Consider the following 14,636-nt stretch of genomic DNA (forward strand, 5'->3'; position numbering starts at 1 on the left):
ATCCGCTTCAAGATGTCGGGTTGCTCGGGCGGAGACGCAGGCCAAGCCTCCGGCGTTCACGGCGCCCCGATGCCCGGAAAATCCCCCGCTAGCTGCCGAGCGCGTTCTCGCCCGCTTCGCGGGCGGGCACGCTGACATGAACCTCGTGCCCCTGTCGAAGCGCCAGGGACGCAGCGGCCACCGCCGATTCAAACGCCGATTCCTTGGTGGCGTATTTGCCGTTGACGTTGCCGTCGTGAAGCACGCCCCATTCATCCTCAACCGGTACGATTGCGTATTGAGCAAGGCCCATCATCCAACTCCTTCAATTCTCTATCGCTGCGTGACTTGCGGATGCGCGGCGGTCACCCGCCAGACGGTGTTGCCGCTGTCGTCGGCGATCAGCAGCGCGCCCGTCTTGTCGAGGGCGACGCCGACAGGTCGGCCGCGTGCCTGGTTGTCGCTGTTGAGGAACCCGGTCACGACGTCTTGCGCCGGCCCGCTCGGCTTGCCGTCCGTGAACGGCACGTACACGACCTTGTAGCCGTTCAGGACCTGTCTGTTCCAACTGCCGTGCTCGCCGACGAAGGCGCCGCCGCGATAGGCCGCCGGCAGGCTGGTGCCGGTGGAGAACGCCATGCCAAGCGGCGCAACATGCGAACTCAGCGCATAATCTGGCATGATCGCCTTGGCGACGAGGTCGGGCCGCTGCGGCTTGACGCGGGGATCGACGTGCTGGCCGTAATAGCTGTAGGGCCAGCCATAGAAGCCGCCGTCCTTCACCGACGTCATGTAGTCCGGCACGAGATCGGGGCCGAGTTCGTCGCGCTCGTTGACCACCGTCCACAGTGCGCCGGTCTGCGGCTCGAAGCTGAGGCCGTTCGGATTGCGCAGCCCGCTCGCAAACATGCGCCAGCGGCCGCTGGCGCGGTCGACCTCGAGAATGTTGGCGCGATTGTGCTCGGCCTCGATGCCGTTCTCTGTGATGTTGCTGTTGGAGCCGACGCCGACATAGAGCTTTGAGCCATCGGGGCTTGCGACCAGGCTCTTGGTCCAGTGATGGTCGATCGGCCCGCCCGGCAACGGCGTCAGCACCGTGCCCGGCGCGGTGATCTTCGTATCGCCCTCCGTGTAGGGATATTTCACGATCGCATCGGTGTTGGCGACATAGAGGTCGTTGCCCACCAGCGCGACGCCGAAGGGTGAGTTGAGATGGTCGAGGAAGACGCTTTGCGTATCCGGCACGCCGTCGCCATTGGTGTCGCGCAGCAGCGTGATGCGGTTGCTCGGGCCCGTGTCGCCGCCGGACGTTGCCCAGGATCTCGACATAGCTCATCACGATTTCCTTGGGCCGCTTGATCGCACCACCTTTCGGCGCCTTCGACTCGACCACCAGCACGTCCCCGTTGGGCAGCACGTAGATCGAGCGCGGATGCTGCAAGCCGGTCGCAAAGGCCTTGACCTGAAGACCCTCCGCAACCGCCGGCGTTTCGTCCTTCTTCCAGCCGACGATGCGGGCGATGTGCATCGGCGGCAACAGATATTGCTGGATCTCGGGCAGCTTCGGATTAGCGCCGATCTGCGCCTTGGGATCGCCGCTGCCGTCATCGCAGCCGGCAAGACAAAGCAGCGAAGAGCACAGCAAGGCGCGGGCGAACATCGTCTTCATCTCGTAACTCCTACGCCGTGGCGATACACCATCGCCCAGCCAAGCCAGCCGGTGACAGCTAAAATCAGGACGGTGATCACTGAGAGAATGAGCCCGGTGGGCCACACCGAGGTCCAGGCATCGCGCGTGTGGATCAACGCGTTGACGGTCGCCAGGATCAGCACCACGGCATTGCCGATCAGATGCGGCCAGGCCGGCGCCTGTGCCCGCACCAGGCGGTTGCCGAGAAAATCGATCAGGCCGGCGATCGCCGCCAGCACGCCGAAGATGACCCCGACAACCAGAAGCCAGGCCGAAAAATCCGCCCACATGATCTCGGCGCTGGCGACGTAGGCGATGTCGGTGAGCAATGCGCCGATGAAACACACGATGGGTATCGGCACCAGCATCGGATGAATTGGATGGTTTGCGATTTGCGCGGTCGAGCGCACGTGCACAGCTTCCTGCACGGTTTGCCTCGTGTGTTATCTTGCCCACCCAACGTCCAACTCGTGCTTGTGGAGAAAGGTTCCTAGTCCGGTCACCTGTTCGCGTGGGCGAATACGGCGCAGCAGCGCGCTTCAATCCATCGTGAAGCGAGGCCGTGGCACCGGCTGATGTCAGTCAGGCCGGTATGGCGGGCAGCGGCCAACCGGCGTTGCGATACCCTCCTCTCTCATTTATCGAATCGAAGAAGCTGGCGTGAACCGAACCACATTCGCCACGTCGCAACGCTCTGCGAGCTGACCAGGGAATTCTAGATGCACCCCACCGATCTGCCGGCCCAACCCGGTGTCGTTCGCCCCGGCGCAATCGGACACAGCCGCGCCGTCGTGGGCCGCAACTTCGCGTTCATCCTGCCCGAAGGCGTCTTGAATAGCCGGCTGCCGGCCTGGTCGTCGACGACCGTTCGTTTCCTGGCGGCGCCCTCGCTCGGCGCCGCCTTCGTCCAGTTCATGCTGGAGATCGAGCCCTCGGGCGGCACCGCCCAGCCGATCCGCGTGGATCTTCAGCATTTCTTCTACGTGGTGACGGGAGCCGTCGACATCAGCATTGGCACCGAAGCCCCGGCCTCGCTGACGGCAGGCGGCTTTGCCTATGTGCCCCCGGGAACGTCGTTCGCGATGCACTGCCATCTGACCGCGCCCGCTCGCGTCATCGCGGTGAAGAAGCGTTATGAAATGGCCGACGGCATTGCGGCACCCACGGCCATCGTCGCTCAACACCAGGCGATGCCGATGACGAACCATACCGGCTTGCAGGGGCGCGGCTTCAAGCACCTGCTACCCATGGGCGACCTGCGGTTCGATTTCGAGATGAACCTGATGTTCTTCCAGCCCGGCGTCTGCTTTCCAGCCGTCGAGATCCACATCATGGAGCACGGGTTGCTGATGCTGGAGGGGCAAGGCCTGTATTATCTCTGCAATAGCTGGCACGAAATCTGGGTCGATAACTTCATCTGGATGGGCTCGTTCTGCCCGCAGCAATTCTATCCGACCGGTGCGAGCCAAGCGGTGTATCTGCTGTACAAGAACGTCAACCGGGATGTGGTGCTGTGACGGGGGCGGGTGAGCCCCGATCCATCGGAGAGCAACCTTAACCGGACAATGCAAAAGCTGGAGCGGGTGAAGGGAATCGAACCCTCGTATTCAGCTTGGAAGTCGATGCGGAATCCCTCCCGCCACATCACCGAAGTTCATCAAACAGCGTAAAACAGGCACTTTCCTGTATTCCAAACTTCACGCTGGATCCCCGAAAGCACCCGCAGATCACGGATTATTGCGCCCAAGGAGCGCCCTGAAAAACGGAAGTTTTGGCGAGGGCGCGATAAGAAAAAAGCGCCGTGTCAGCCCACGGCGCTCTCTTTATCACTTCTTTTCCTGGGCCGCGAACGCCTGGTCAGCTTCGCTAGACTAATTGTCCGAAGCTTCAACACCAATTGGCATGAAACGCCACTTGCCCCGACGCAGTGGGACCATGCGCTCTATCACCAAATGAGTCGGGTCTTCCAACTCCGATTGGCTGAACCGTGTTGCGCTGTCGCCCCGCTTTGAATCTTCCCGCATGTGCTTCACATGGGCTAGCAATTCAGTCGCGCTGGGAGACTCAGAATCGCGCGTAGTCGTTTGCCGTTCAATGGGCATTCCCAACTGCTTCCAGATGCGTGTCGTGAGGCAGCTGTCATCATTTGGTGGATACCGGGCTATCCGAATCAAGCCTTCACTCTTCTCTTCATCTGACAGCATGGAATATCGGGTATTGAGGGCCGTGAGATCTTTTTGAGATCATCTCCGTCCACAAAAATTTGCTTGTCGGTCATGAACAGCGGCGCGGCTCTTTGATGGAGCTTGTCATTGGAAATGAAGATCATCGAGAATGGCAGATAGAATAAGTATGCCATATCAACGCGATTGCTAGCTCGGTCAGGTGAGATCAACTTCTTCCCGATAGCTACGTTGAAGAAGACCTCAACAAGAAGGCAGTGAGCGGTATAAGGTGCGAAATCGTGTAGGGGTGGTCGTCCAGCCGCAACCCATCGCGCCTGAACGCGCTGGAAATTCCGTGGATTGAGTCCAAGCAGAAGGTATGCCGTTCTTAGAAGCCAGAAACGCTGGCCATCACCCTGAAGCACTTGTTTGGCTATAGCCAAGGCCTCGGCGAGATTTTTTGGTTCTTGCGTGATCGCAAGAATTTGGCGTGTTAATTTCGCCGTCAGTCCGTCGTCGGCTTCAAGAAGCTGTTTGCGCCAGCCAAATGCAAAATCGCGTTCAATTTCTCTGAACTGACCACGTTGCCAACGATCAAACGCCTTTGCCTCGGGCGCTTGATTATAGATGACGCCCACCGTTCCGTCTGGCCTGCGGACTGGCTTCCCACCCGATCTTACTGGGACATTGCGCATCTCAACGGCGTTGCCTGCCAGCTCTGCCATACATATCGCAGTGTGAAGCATGTTCGGAGTAGCGTGCATTATTGGCGTCTTCTTCGCGACGTCGCCGACTATTCGTTCTGCTGAACGCTGACCAGGCGGCTCCTTGGAAAGATCAGCCAAAACCTCCGTATAAAATATCGGACATATGATTGAGCTGTAGAGGCAGTCGAAGATCGCGGCCTCATCGATGTTGAGCATTTCGACGAATGACTTGTCGAAGAGTGCAATCGGCCCCATCACGCTGCCCAGCTGTTTGCTGATTTCTTGCTGCGAATCTATTGCGCTACTGAAGTTACAACGACTTAGGAAAATCGTGCGCCCGAAGAGCGCCCTAGAAAAAAGGGCGCAAACCTTTTTCGGACTCTTGACGGAGTCCGCACTCAATGCAACTCATTGAACCGTAGGTGATTTTCGCGACGGGGAAATGGAGCGGGTGAAGGGAATCGAACCCTCGTATTCAGCTTGGAAGGCTGCTGCTCTACCATTGAGCTACACCCGCGTCAGGGCGCTCCCTAACACGGCCGGGCGGCGGTCTCAACTGCCTCTGGCCGGTCTTTCCGTACCTCGCGGACGGGCTGGTTCCCGGTCGCTTGCCCTCCCCTTAACAGCGGCGGCATCCCGGCCTATATTGAAGTCTTCCGCAACCAACGAAAGGAGGTGATCCAGTGTCTCTTACCAAGCGCTGTCACCTCGCTGGGATCGCCCGCTAAGTTCTGAGAAGGGCTTGGCATCGGGGCGCTCTCAGCCCTGGACCAGCGAGCAAGAATCGGGCGCGACGGGGTCTCCCCGCCGCGCCTTTTCTTTTGGGATTTGTCTTTTGGGATTTGCCTTCATCGGCGGGCCGGCTCAGATCGCGCGGAGCCATTCGCGCATGGCGACGGCGGCGATCAGCGTGCCGACGCACCAGGCCATGACCGCCCGGTGGGGCTCATCGCCGAGCAGCACGGTGAAGATGCTCGCGAGCAGGCATGGCGCAATCACCTTGCTGGACCTGCTCACGAGCGAGAGCAGGAACGGCATCGCGGCAATCGATATCTGCAGAACGCTCATTGTCGCAGGCTGTCTCAAAGCGCGGGGCTTCAGAAGCCGCAGACGTTCGGCGCGCGCGGGCGCTTGCCGCGGCGGCTTTCGACGATGCGCTCGCCGCCGTTCTCGGCCGAGCTGCCGTAATAGCGGTGGTGGCCGCTCTGGTCGTGCAGATCCGCGGCATCCGATTGTCCCGCCCGACGCGCGTCGCAGATGATCCTGATGGTCGACATGGCCGCCTCCGAAGTGTTCTTGGTGGCCATCAGTCGCCTCGGCTTTGGGCAGCGTTCACCCCGCAAGGCGGCAATCGGGTTTCAGGACGGTTTCGTCACGCGCGGCGCGACGCAATATTTTCGTCGGCGGGCTTGTCGGATTCGACGGCGGTGATACGTCCTTCGGACAGCGGACATAAGCAACCGAGGTGACGATGCTCTACGCCATCCTGGCCTATCACGTGGAAGACGAGCTCCTGGCCTGGACGCCCGAGCAGGACGCGGCCGTCGTGTCGAAAGTGATCGAGGTCCAGGCGCCTCTGCGGGCAAGCGGACATTTCGGCCCGGCCGCCCGCCTGGATGACACCCAGAAGGCCAAGACCCTGCGCGGTCCTGGCGCCGGCATGGTGCTCGACGGCCCGTTTGCCGAGACCAAGGAGCAGCTTCTGGGCTTCCACCTCGTGAACTACGATACGGAGGAAGAGGCGATTTCGGCGGCGCGCAAGCTGCGCGAGGTCAACCCGTCGGCCGTCTACGAAATCCGCCCGGTCAAGCTTTACGTGCCGGCCGACAGTTTCGGCGGGGCACGAGGCTGAGCAGCAGCCTTACGCGCCCGGCCCGGTCCGCGCGCCATAGAAGCGCTGGATCAGAAGGCCGCCGAAGGCAAGGAACCACAGGTAGGGCGCGGCGTGCGGCGCGAAGGCCGCCACGATCGTGCCTGGAATGAACACGAGCAGCGGAAACAACGAGGCCATGATCTCATGGCTCCAGCCGCCCAATATCCTCCACCAGAGCCAGGCGTTGAGGCCGGCGATCGCGCTCAGATGCACGCCATAGAGCACGGCGACCGCGCTGCTCAGGGGATAGTTGGTGTAGAGGCCGTTGGTCACCGGCAGCAGCACGATCGACAGCAGGAAAAACAAATTGAGCATCACCGCACCGCGGCTGCCCACCGGCTGCCGCGCCAGCCGCCGGTGATGGCTGATCCAGAACACGCCGGCGATGATGAAGCTGAGCGCAAAGCCGATCAGCTTGCCCGAATAGACCCGGGCCAGATCGTTCCAGTCCGGCGCGCCGGTGAACACGGCCGCCTTCGGCAGGTCGTAGGCGAGCAGCGTCATGGCAACGCCGAAGATGGTGTTGCTGAGCGATTCCAGCCGCCGCATCTCGAATTGTTCGGGCTTGAACTCAGTCATGCCGGGAGCGCTCTTTGGGCTGGAACCTTGGGCCGTCTTCTCCCTAGGTCTTAACACCGGTGCCGTCCAGCCGCATTGCGATCTGCGCCGCGATAGCCGATTCTCCCCGTTTCACCGGGGCGATTCGTGGCGACATATCTGGATACGCTCAATGCGGAGCAGCGCCGCGCCGTGGAGCATGGCGTGGCCGACGGCGTGACCGTGGGCGCCCCCTGCTCGTCATTGCCGGCGCCGGCTCCGGCAAGACCAACACGCTGGCCCACCGCGTCGCGCATCTGATCGTCGCAGGCGCCGATCCGCGCCGCATCCTGCTGATGACGTTCTCCCGCCGCGCCGCCGCCGAGATGGCCGGCCGGGTCGAGCGTATCGCCCGAAAGGTGCTCGGCGAGAACAACGCCGCGATCATGCGCGACGCCCTCACCTGGGCCGGCACCTTCCACGGCATCGGCGCGCGCCTGCTGCGCGAATATGCCGAGCGCATCGGCGTCGATCCCGCCTTCACCATCCACGACCGCGAGGATTCCGCCGACCTGATGAACCTGGTCCGGCACGAGCGCGGATTGTCGAAGACCGAGAGCCGCTTTCCCGCCAAGGGCACCTGCCTGTCGATCTACTCGCGCTGCGTCAATGCCGAGATGGAGATCGAGAAGGTGCTGGGGGCGCATTATCCCTGGTGCGCCGGCTGGGCCGCCGAGCTGAAGGGCCTGTTCGCGGCCTATGTCGAAGCCAAGCAGGCCCAGCACGTGCTCGATTACGACGATTTGCTGCTCTACTGGTCGCAGATGATGGGCGACGCGCTGATCGCCGAAGAGATCGGCGGCCGCTTCGATCACGTCCTGGTCGACGAATATCAGGACACCAACCGCCTGCAATCCTCGATCCTGCTGGCGCTGAAGCCGGATGGACGCGGGCTCACCGTCGTCGGCGACGACGCGCAGTCGATCTACTCGTTCCGCGCCGCCACCGTGCGCAACATCCTGGATTTTCCGCAGAGCTTTTCGCCGCGCGCGGAGATCATCACGCTCGACCGCAATTACCGCTCGACGCAACCCGTGCTGGCGGCGGCCAACGGCGTCATCGGCCTTGCCCGCGAGCGCTTCACCAAGAACCTCTGGACCGACCGCACCGCGTCGCAAAAGCCGCAACTCGTCACCGTGCACGACGAGGCCGACCAGGCCCGCTACATCGTCGAGGAGGTGCTGGCCAATCGCGAGCAAGGCGCGCTGCTCAAGCACCAGGCTGTGCTGTTCCGCACGTCCTCGCATTCCGGCCCGCTCGAAATCGAGCTGACCCGCCGCAACATCCCTTTCGTGAAGTTCGGCGGGCTGAAATTCCTCGATGCCGCGCACGTCAAGGACGTGCTGGCGCTGCTGCGCTTTGCCGAAAATCCGCGCGACCGCGTCGCCGGCTTTCGCATCCTGCATCTGTTGCCGGGCGTCGGTCCCGCGACCGCGCAGCGCGTGCTCGACCAGATGGCGGAAAGCGCCGACCCGCTTGCCGCGCTCGGCCGGCTCCCGGTGCCCGCGCGCACGGGCGCCGACTGGACCGACTTCGTCCGCACCATCGAGAATCTGCGCTATTCGGAATGGCCTGTTGATCTCGAGCGCGTGCGGCTGTGGTACGAGCCGCATCTCGACCGCATCCACGAGGAGTCCGAGACGCGCCGCGCCGACCTGATGCAGCTCGAGCAGATCGCGAGCGGCTATCCCAGCCGCGAGAAATTCCTCACCGAGCTCACGCTCGATCCGCCGGATGCGACCAGCGACAAATCCGGGCCGCCCTTGCGCGACGAGGATTATCTGATCCTCTCCACCATCCACTCCGCCAAGGGCCAGGAGTGGAAGTCGGTGTTCGTGCTCAACGTCGTCGACGGCTGCATGCCGTCCGACCTCGGCGCCGGCACCTCCGCCGAGCTCGAGGAGGAGCGGCGCCTGCTCTACGTCGCGATGACGCGCGCCAAGGACGATTTGCACCTCGTCGTTCCCCAGCGCTTCTTCGTCCACGGCCAGGTCGCCAAGGGCGATCGCCACGTCTACGCCTCGCGCACCCGCTTCATCCCGGAATCCCTGATCTACCTGTTCGATCGCACCGCCTGGCCGAAGGCCACCGCCGGCGCTGCGCGTACTGGCGCGCAGGGCCCGAAGGTCGATATCGGCGCGCGGATGCGGGGGATGTGGCGGTAGACGCAAGAGACTGGCGTCGGGACCTGTCAGGATAAAAGGAGCCGCAGAGGTCCGCCATGAAAGCCGTCGTCGTCGAGCAATATGCCCCCATCGATCAGATCGCGCTGAAGGACGTTCCGTCTCCGCGGATCGAACCCGGACAGTTGCGCATTCGGGTGGAGGCGGCGGGGATCGGATTTGTCGACGGCTTGAAGATCCAGGGTCTCTACCAAACCAGGGATCCCCTGCCCTTCATTCCCGGAACGGAGTTCGCGGGCGTTGTGGCGGAAGCTCCGGGCGAGCCTGCAGGCTATCGACCCGGCATGCGCGTGATGGGCATGACGCGCTCGGGCGCGCTCGCCGAAGAGATCGTGGTCAAGCCTGAAGCACTCCACCCGCTACCGGATGGCGTTGCAGCCGAGGTCGCCGCTTCCTTCCGCGCCAATTATCTCACTGCGCTCTACGCCCTGAGCGCGCGCGCCATGATCGTCGCAGGTGAACAGTTGCTCGTGCTGGGCGCGGCCGGCGGCACCGGCACCGCGGCCGTGCAGATCGGCAAGCTGCTCGGCGCCCGCGTGATCGCGGCGGCATCGACAGAGGAAAAGCGCGCCTTCGCACGGGCGCACGGCGCCGACGCGGTGATCGACTACACGCAGGCCGGCTGGCGCGACACGTTCAAGGATTTGACGGGAGGACACGGCGCCGACGTGATCTTCGACCCCGTCGGCGGCGAAATCTCGGTGCAGGCGTTTCGATCCATCGCCTGGCGCGGACGCTATCTCGTGGTCGGCTTTGCCGGCGGCGCCATTCCCGCATTGCCGTTCAATCTGCCGCTGCTGAAGGGCGGCGCCCTGCTCGGCGTCGACCTCGCGCAGATTCCCGTGCGCGAGCCTGACATTCAGAAGCGCCTGATGTCGCAACTGACCGGATGGCTCGCCGATGGCAGGCTGAAGCCCGCGGTCGGCCGCGTCTTCGCACTGGAAGACTTTCGCGAGGCGTTCAAGACGATGCAAACGCGCGCCGCACTCGGCAAGATGGTCGTGCGGATCTCGTCCTAGCGCACCGGTGACGGACTCCGCGCAGCCGGGTCAGAAATTGTAGTTCAGCCCAGCCCGCAAGAGATCAATCGTGGCCGTTGAACGGGCATTGAGAAAGCTCGGCGTGAACGGCGTGCCCGCATTGAGGCTACCGGCGACCGGGTAGCTGCTGCTGCCAAGGTCGATGTGAAGATATTCGACTTTCAGGCTGAGGTTCTGCGTGAAGCGCTTTTCGCCGCCGATGCCGGCGGTCCAGCCGGTCGCGATGCGGGACGAGCTTCCGGCGAAGCACGACGTGGCTCCGTAAGTCGGACCGCAGGCGAAGGCATAGCCGAAATTGCCGATCGAGTTGGACGCGCCAAGCGGCAGCGACACGCTGGCCGACTCGCTCACGCGGCCGTACGCGAAGCCGCCGGTCGCGAAGATCAACAGATCCTGCGTGGCCAGGAATCCGATACGGCCGCGGACGGTGCCGAACCAGTCGACGTTGCGGCTGACGTCGAACGTCGCCGGCTGCATCCCGAACAAAACCGTCGGCATCGAGGCACCGGATTTCAGGCTCGCCGCCGCGATATCGGCTTCGAGCCCGACCACGCCGCGGCCGGCAAATTGCCAGTCATAGCCGACCTGCCCGCCGCCGAGCCCGCCGTCGGCATTCGGAGAGGCCGAGAGCGCGGGAACGACGGGCTGGCCGAACGACAGGCTCTGCGTGAGCGTATCTCCCGGAAGCGCCGTGACGGCGCCTCTTGCCCAGCCATAGCCCCCGTTGATGCCGGCGTGAAAGCCCGTCCAACTGACCTCGCCGGCCGCTGCGGATGCGCATCCGCCGAGAACCATTGACGTCGCTACAAGGGCCTTCTTCATACCGCGTCCTGTCATTGTCGCATTACGCACGAGCTTGCGCCCGCGCCCCGTCCCAGACTCCAGGCCATCCTAAGAGATGCCGCGGCGAGGTCTCGGCACTCCCCGCAACCAGCACTGCAATTTCCGCAATCGCGCGGAATTGTTTCCCCTGTTGCGAGGACATCACACGGACTACCGCGCCATGCCGTGCCTTGCGGACGTCGGTTCGAACCGTGTTCGGCGAGCGCACGACAAAGGCTCGGACTTTGACGGGGGCTCGATCCGTTTTGACGACCAGCCGCGCAACGCGTTTCCTGTTCGACACCGACGTTCTGCCGCCGGAGGACAGGCTTGCAGTCTCGGTGGAGGATATCTGCGACCACGATGTGCGGCTCGAGGTCGCGTGCCGCCACCTCGGCGAGACCGAACTGCCCGCGAATGGCGACGGCGGCTTTGCGCTCAGCTGGGTTAGGCAATCCGGCTATCTGGTCCCTGGCGAGGACAGGGCAAATCTACCGGATACCGCCGACGCGATCCTGCTGTGCTGCGACCGCACGGGTTCATCCGCGATCGCAAGCCCTGCCCGGCTCATCAACGTCCGCCTCGACGGCACGCGGATCCGCGGCAGGATTCCGGACATCGACGCACGGCTGCGGTTTCAACGACCTTCGAACAGCATCGCGCTTCGCCTGCTCCAAGCCTATGTCGATGCCCTTGCCGCGAGCGGCATTCCCGCTGATCGCGGACTCGCCTGCCGCATCCACGACCACATCGTCGACCTGATCGCGGCCTCGCTGCCGCGAAGTGACGACACGTTCGTGCATGACCCTGCGGGCGCAACAGCAATGACGCGCCTTTCCGCCGCGAAGACGGATATCCGCGCCCATCTCGCCGATCCAACCCTGTCGGCCAGACACGTCGCGCAGCGACTAGGCCTGTCCGAACGATCGATCTATCTGCTGTTCGAACGCGGCGGTCTCGGTTTTTTGTCCTTTGTCACGGACGAACGAGCTCGAGCGCGCCACGGCGATGCTGCTCGATCCCGCACGACGGCAACAACGGATCGGCGACATCGCGCTCGCCTCCGGCTTCGGCGACCTCTCGACCTTCAATCGGAGCTTCCGCCGCCGCTATGGACGGACACCATCCAGCCTGCGTCGCCCCGCGGCTGATCACCTGGATCCCGATAGGACGGATTGAAAAACCGGAAACCGAGCATTTCCAGTCGTGCCCTTGTGACCGGGCGAGCGTGCATTAAATCTGGCCGATCATCCCACAGAGATCTGATCGATGACCGCACCGCTCGAATTCGGACTGGATACCTTTGGCGACGTCACCGGGGATGCCTCCGGCGCCACGCTTGCGCATGCGCAGGTGATCCGTAACGTCGTCGACGAGGCGGTGCTGGCCGACGAGATCGGCCTCGACTTCATCGGGCTCGGCGAGCACCACCGGGCTGATTTTGCGATCTCCTCGCCCGAGACCGTGCTGGCCGCGATCGCGTCGCGGACAAAACGCATTCATCTTGGCTCGGCCGTGACGGTGCTGTCGTCGGACGACCCGATCCGCGTATTCCAGCGCTTTGCGACGCTGGATGCACTCTCGAGCGGCCGCGCAGAAGTGATCCTCGGCCGCGGCTCGTTCACGGAATCCTTTCCGCTGTTCGGATTCGATCTGCGCAAATACGAAGAGCTGTTCGAGGAGAAGCTCGATCTGTTCGCCGCCCTGCTGCCGCAGAAGCCGGTGAGCTGGGAAGGCAAGCTGCGTCCGCCGCTCAGGGATCAGCTGGTCTATCCCCCTGTCGAGAACGGCACGCTGAAGACATGGATCGGCGTCGGCGGCAGCCCGCAATCGGTGGTGCGCGCGGCGCATTACGATCTGCCCTTGATGCTCGCGATCATCGGCGGCGATCCCGCGCGCTTTGCGCCCTTCGTCGAGCTCTATCACCGCGCCTCTAGGGAATTCGGCCGCGCCGCGCAGCCGATCGGCGTGCATTCGCCCGGCTATGTCGCCGAGACCGACGCGCAGGCGCGCGAGGAGCTGTGGCCCCACTACAAGGCGATGCGCGACCGCATCGGCAAGGAGCGCGGCTGGCCGCCGATGGGCCGCGACGAGTTCGTCAGCGAGGCCGAGCACGGCTCGCTCTATGTCGGCTCGCCCGAAACGGTCGCGCGCAAGATCGCCAGGACAGCAAAGACGCTCGGCATCTCGCGCTTCCAGTTGAAATATTCGGCGGGCCCGCTGCCGCACGAGAATCTGATGACGAGCATCGAGCTCTATGGGCGCAAGGTGGTGCCGATGGTGCGGGAGATGGTGGGGTGATCGACAGCGCGGGGCCAGGCGTGGTTTGATTCACGTCAAGCCATTTGGCCGGGTTATCCGGCTAAATGGAGACTCCCGCACAGCTCACGCGAGAGTTCATCCCATGGCATCTCTTCCCAGGAAGCCCAGGCAAGGTCGCGCCAGGAAAGCGCAAGCAAAGCCCGTCAGGCGCAAGACGGCGACGCGCGCGCAAGCCCTCAAGCTCAGTCCCGTCGAACGATCGCTGGTCGAACAATCATCCGCGGGCGCGCTCGAAACCGAATTGGCGGCGCTCGACAGCGTTCTCAATGGCACTCCCGCCTTACCGCCCGACAGCGCCCCCGTGCAGGCCATGCTCACCGGCGCCGCGCCGGACGACGCCCGGCGTCTTCAGGCTCTCCTGGTCGGCAAGGAAAGCAAACGCGCGAGGCGGCAGACCAGCGACGAACTCGCCGAGGACTGGCGGATGGGCGGCTACCCCTACAAATCCCGCATGTTTCGCCGCGACTATGAGGAGCAGAAATTCGCTCTCCAGACCGAGTTGCTGAAGCTACAGAACTGGATGAAGGAGACAAGGCAGCGCCTCGTCCTGCTGTTCGAGGGCCGCGACGCCGCCGGCAAGGGCGGCGCCATCAAGCGCTTCATGGAGCATCTCAATCCGCGCGGCGCCCGCGTCGTGGCGCTGGAAAAGCCGAGCGACGTCGAGCGCGGCCAGTGGTATTTCCAGCGCTACGTGCAGCATCTGCCGACCGCCGGCGAGATCGTGCTGTTCGACCGGAGCTGGTACAACCGCGCCGGGGTCGAGCGCGTCATGAATTTCTGCTCGCCGGCGGAGTACGATGAATTCCTGCGCCAGGTCCCGGAGTTCGAGCGCAACCTGGCTCGCAGCGGCCTGCACCTCGTCAAGTTCTGGTTCTCCGTCAGCCGCGAGGAGCAGCGGCGGCGTTTCAAGGAGCGCGAAGGTCATCCGCTGAAACAGTGGAAGCTGTCGCCGATCGATCTCGCCTCGCTCGACAAATGGGACGATTACACGCGCGCCAAGGAAGGGATGTTCTTCCACACCGACACCGCAGACTGTCCCTGGATCGTCATCAAGTCCGACGACAAGAAACGCGCACGGCTGAACGCGATGCGCTACGTGCTGCACTCCATGCCGTACGCCGGCAAGGACCCCAAGCGCATCGGCATGGTCGACGACCTCCTGGTCGGACGCGCCAACGTCATCCACGAACGGGAAGAGCACGGACGATAGGTCATATGCGTGGCGCTGACGTTCAGTGCCGGCTTGCCGAGCCGCAGC

At 63.5% G+C, this 14,636-nt stretch carries 14 protein-coding genes, 1 tRNA gene and 2 pseudogenes; 7 read left to right on the forward strand and 10 right to left on the reverse strand.

Annotated features, from left to right (window positions below):
* Positions 1 to 88 precede the first annotated feature (88 nt).
* The 3 genes and pseudogenes from ACQ86E_RS00875 to ACQ86E_RS00885 all read right to left on the reverse strand — a co-directional run bounded on the left by ACQ86E_RS00875 (position 89) and on the right by ACQ86E_RS00885 (position 2,097).
* Positions 89 to 292: a hypothetical protein gene (locus tag ACQ86E_RS00875; RefSeq protein WP_431206642.1), complete on the reverse strand. Its 204-nt coding sequence runs from the start codon at positions 290 to 292 to the stop codon at positions 89 to 91.
* Positions 293 to 312: 20 nt separating this feature from the next.
* A pseudogene (locus ACQ86E_RS00880) lies at positions 313 to 1,648 on the reverse strand (PQQ-dependent sugar dehydrogenase).
* The gene (locus ACQ86E_RS00885; RefSeq protein WP_431203804.1) at positions 1,645 to 2,097 is read right to left on the reverse strand and encodes a DUF2231 domain-containing protein; all 453 of its coding nucleotides are present in this window, start codon (positions 2,095 to 2,097) and stop codon (positions 1,645 to 1,647) included. Before ACQ86E_RS00885 ends, ACQ86E_RS00880 begins: the two are co-directional and overlap by 4 nt.
* 291 nt (positions 2,098 to 2,388) lie before the next feature.
* Between ACQ86E_RS00885 and allE the strand changes: the two genes are divergently transcribed.
* Positions 2,389 to 3,186, forward strand: a complete 798-nt coding sequence (gene allE / locus ACQ86E_RS00890; RefSeq protein ID WP_431203805.1) for a (S)-ureidoglycine aminohydrolase — start codon at positions 2,389 to 2,391, stop codon at positions 3,184 to 3,186.
* Positions 3,187 to 3,839: 653 nt separating this feature from the next.
* Here allE and ACQ86E_RS00895 read toward each other — a convergent pair.
* From ACQ86E_RS00895 to ACQ86E_RS00910, 4 genes are all read right to left on the reverse strand, one after another.
* Positions 3,840 to 4,943 carry a hypothetical protein gene (locus ACQ86E_RS00895; protein WP_431203806.1) on the reverse strand — a complete coding sequence of 368 codons (1,104 nt, stop codon included), beginning with the start codon at positions 4,941 to 4,943 and terminating at the stop codon, positions 3,840 to 3,842.
* 41 nt (positions 4,944 to 4,984) lie between these two features.
* Positions 4,985 to 5,058, reverse strand: a tRNA-Gly gene (locus ACQ86E_RS00900).
* 347 nt (positions 5,059 to 5,405) lie between these two features.
* Positions 5,406 to 5,609 carry a hypothetical protein gene (locus ACQ86E_RS00905; RefSeq protein WP_431203807.1) on the reverse strand — a complete coding sequence of 68 codons (204 nt, stop codon included), beginning with the start codon at positions 5,607 to 5,609 and terminating at the stop codon, positions 5,406 to 5,408.
* Between the two features lie 29 nt (positions 5,610 to 5,638).
* A complete protein-coding gene (locus tag ACQ86E_RS00910; protein WP_143845945.1) occupies positions 5,639 to 5,848 on the reverse strand; it encodes a hypothetical protein in 210 nt (69 codons plus the stop codon).
* 164 nt (positions 5,849 to 6,012) lie between these two features.
* Here ACQ86E_RS00910 and ACQ86E_RS00915 point away from each other — a divergent pair, with 164 nt between their 5' ends.
* Complete coding sequence (locus ACQ86E_RS00915; protein WP_431203808.1) at positions 6,013 to 6,393, forward strand: YciI family protein; 381 nt, start codon at positions 6,013 to 6,015, stop codon at positions 6,391 to 6,393.
* 9 nt (positions 6,394 to 6,402) lie between these two features.
* Here ACQ86E_RS00915 and ACQ86E_RS00920 read toward each other — a convergent pair whose 3' ends face one another.
* A complete protein-coding gene (locus tag ACQ86E_RS00920) occupies positions 6,403 to 6,993 on the reverse strand; it encodes a TMEM175 family protein (protein WP_431203809.1) in 591 nt (196 codons plus the stop codon).
* Positions 6,994 to 7,119: 126 nt separating this feature from the next.
* Here ACQ86E_RS00920 and ACQ86E_RS00925 point away from each other — a divergent pair.
* A pseudogene (locus tag ACQ86E_RS00925) lies at positions 7,120 to 9,176 on the forward strand (ATP-dependent helicase).
* Between the two features lie 56 nt (positions 9,177 to 9,232).
* Positions 9,233 to 10,213: an NADPH:quinone oxidoreductase family protein gene (locus ACQ86E_RS00930; RefSeq protein ID WP_431203810.1), complete on the forward strand. Its 981-nt coding sequence runs from the start codon at positions 9,233 to 9,235 to the stop codon at positions 10,211 to 10,213.
* Positions 10,214 to 10,243: 30 nt separating this feature from the next.
* On the opposite strand, the gene ACQ86E_RS00935 is transcribed toward ACQ86E_RS00930, so the two are convergent.
* Together ACQ86E_RS00935 and ACQ86E_RS00940 are read right to left on the reverse strand one after the other, a co-directional pair.
* Entirely contained in the window at positions 10,244 to 11,056 is an 813-nt protein-coding gene (locus ACQ86E_RS00935; protein ID WP_431203811.1) for an outer membrane protein, read from the reverse strand.
* 539 nt (positions 11,057 to 11,595) lie between these two features.
* Positions 11,596 to 11,922: a hypothetical protein gene (locus tag ACQ86E_RS00940; RefSeq protein WP_431203812.1), complete on the reverse strand. Its 327-nt coding sequence runs from the start codon at positions 11,920 to 11,922 to the stop codon at positions 11,596 to 11,598.
* A gap of 142 nt (positions 11,923 to 12,064) precedes the next feature.
* On the opposite strand from ACQ86E_RS00940, the gene ACQ86E_RS00945 reads away from it, so the two are divergent.
* From ACQ86E_RS00945 to ppk2, 3 genes are all read left to right on the forward strand, one after another.
* Positions 12,065 to 12,235, forward strand: a complete 171-nt coding sequence (locus ACQ86E_RS00945) for a helix-turn-helix domain-containing protein (RefSeq protein WP_431206643.1) — start codon at positions 12,065 to 12,067, stop codon at positions 12,233 to 12,235.
* 90 nt (positions 12,236 to 12,325) lie between these two features.
* On the forward strand, positions 12,326 to 13,357 hold the full coding sequence (locus ACQ86E_RS00950; protein WP_431203813.1) for an LLM class flavin-dependent oxidoreductase: 1,032 nt from the start codon (positions 12,326 to 12,328) through the stop codon (positions 13,355 to 13,357).
* Between the two features lie 103 nt (positions 13,358 to 13,460).
* Entirely contained in the window at positions 13,461 to 14,588 is a 1,128-nt protein-coding gene (ppk2, locus tag ACQ86E_RS00955) for a polyphosphate kinase 2 (RefSeq protein WP_431203814.1), read from the forward strand.
* The last annotated feature ends 48 nt before the right edge of the window (positions 14,589 to 14,636 follow it).

It is taken from the genome of Bradyrhizobium betae (assembly GCF_050632175.1).
Classification (GTDB): Bacteria; Pseudomonadota; Alphaproteobacteria; order Rhizobiales; family Xanthobacteraceae; genus Bradyrhizobium; species Bradyrhizobium betae_B.

Excerpts from the sequence above, each read along its gene's own strand:
- ACQ86E_RS00875 (WP_431206642.1), bottom strand. The coding sequence starts at position 292 with ATGGGCCTTGCTCAATACGCAATCGTACCGGTTGAGGATGAATGGGGC.
- allE (WP_431203805.1), top strand. The coding sequence starts at position 2,389 with ATGCACCCCACCGATCTGCCGGCCCAACCCGGTGTCGTTCGCCCCGGC.
- ACQ86E_RS00905 (WP_431203807.1), bottom strand. The coding sequence starts at position 5,609 with ATGAGCGTTCTGCAGATATCGATTGCCGCGATGCCGTTCCTGCTCTCG.
- ACQ86E_RS00910 (WP_143845945.1), bottom strand. The coding sequence starts at position 5,848 with ATGGCCACCAAGAACACTTCGGAGGCGGCCATGTCGACCATCAGGATC.
- ACQ86E_RS00915 (WP_431203808.1), top strand. The coding sequence starts at position 6,013 with ATGCTCTACGCCATCCTGGCCTATCACGTGGAAGACGAGCTCCTGGCC.
- ACQ86E_RS00920 (WP_431203809.1), bottom strand. The coding sequence starts at position 6,993 with ATGACTGAGTTCAAGCCCGAACAATTCGAGATGCGGCGGCTGGAATCG.
- ACQ86E_RS00930 (WP_431203810.1), top strand. The coding sequence starts at position 9,233 with ATGAAAGCCGTCGTCGTCGAGCAATATGCCCCCATCGATCAGATCGCG.
- ACQ86E_RS00935 (WP_431203811.1), bottom strand. The coding sequence starts at position 11,056 with ATGAAGAAGGCCCTTGTAGCGACGTCAATGGTTCTCGGCGGATGCGCA.
- ACQ86E_RS00940 (WP_431203812.1), bottom strand. The coding sequence starts at position 11,922 with ATGGGCGCGGATATCCGTCTTCGCGGCGGAAAGGCGCGTCATTGCTGT.
- ACQ86E_RS00945 (WP_431206643.1), top strand. The coding sequence starts at position 12,065 with ATGCTGCTCGATCCCGCACGACGGCAACAACGGATCGGCGACATCGCG.
- ACQ86E_RS00950 (WP_431203813.1), top strand. The coding sequence starts at position 12,326 with ATGACCGCACCGCTCGAATTCGGACTGGATACCTTTGGCGACGTCACC.
- ppk2 (WP_431203814.1), top strand. The coding sequence starts at position 13,461 with ATGGCATCTCTTCCCAGGAAGCCCAGGCAAGGTCGCGCCAGGAAAGCG.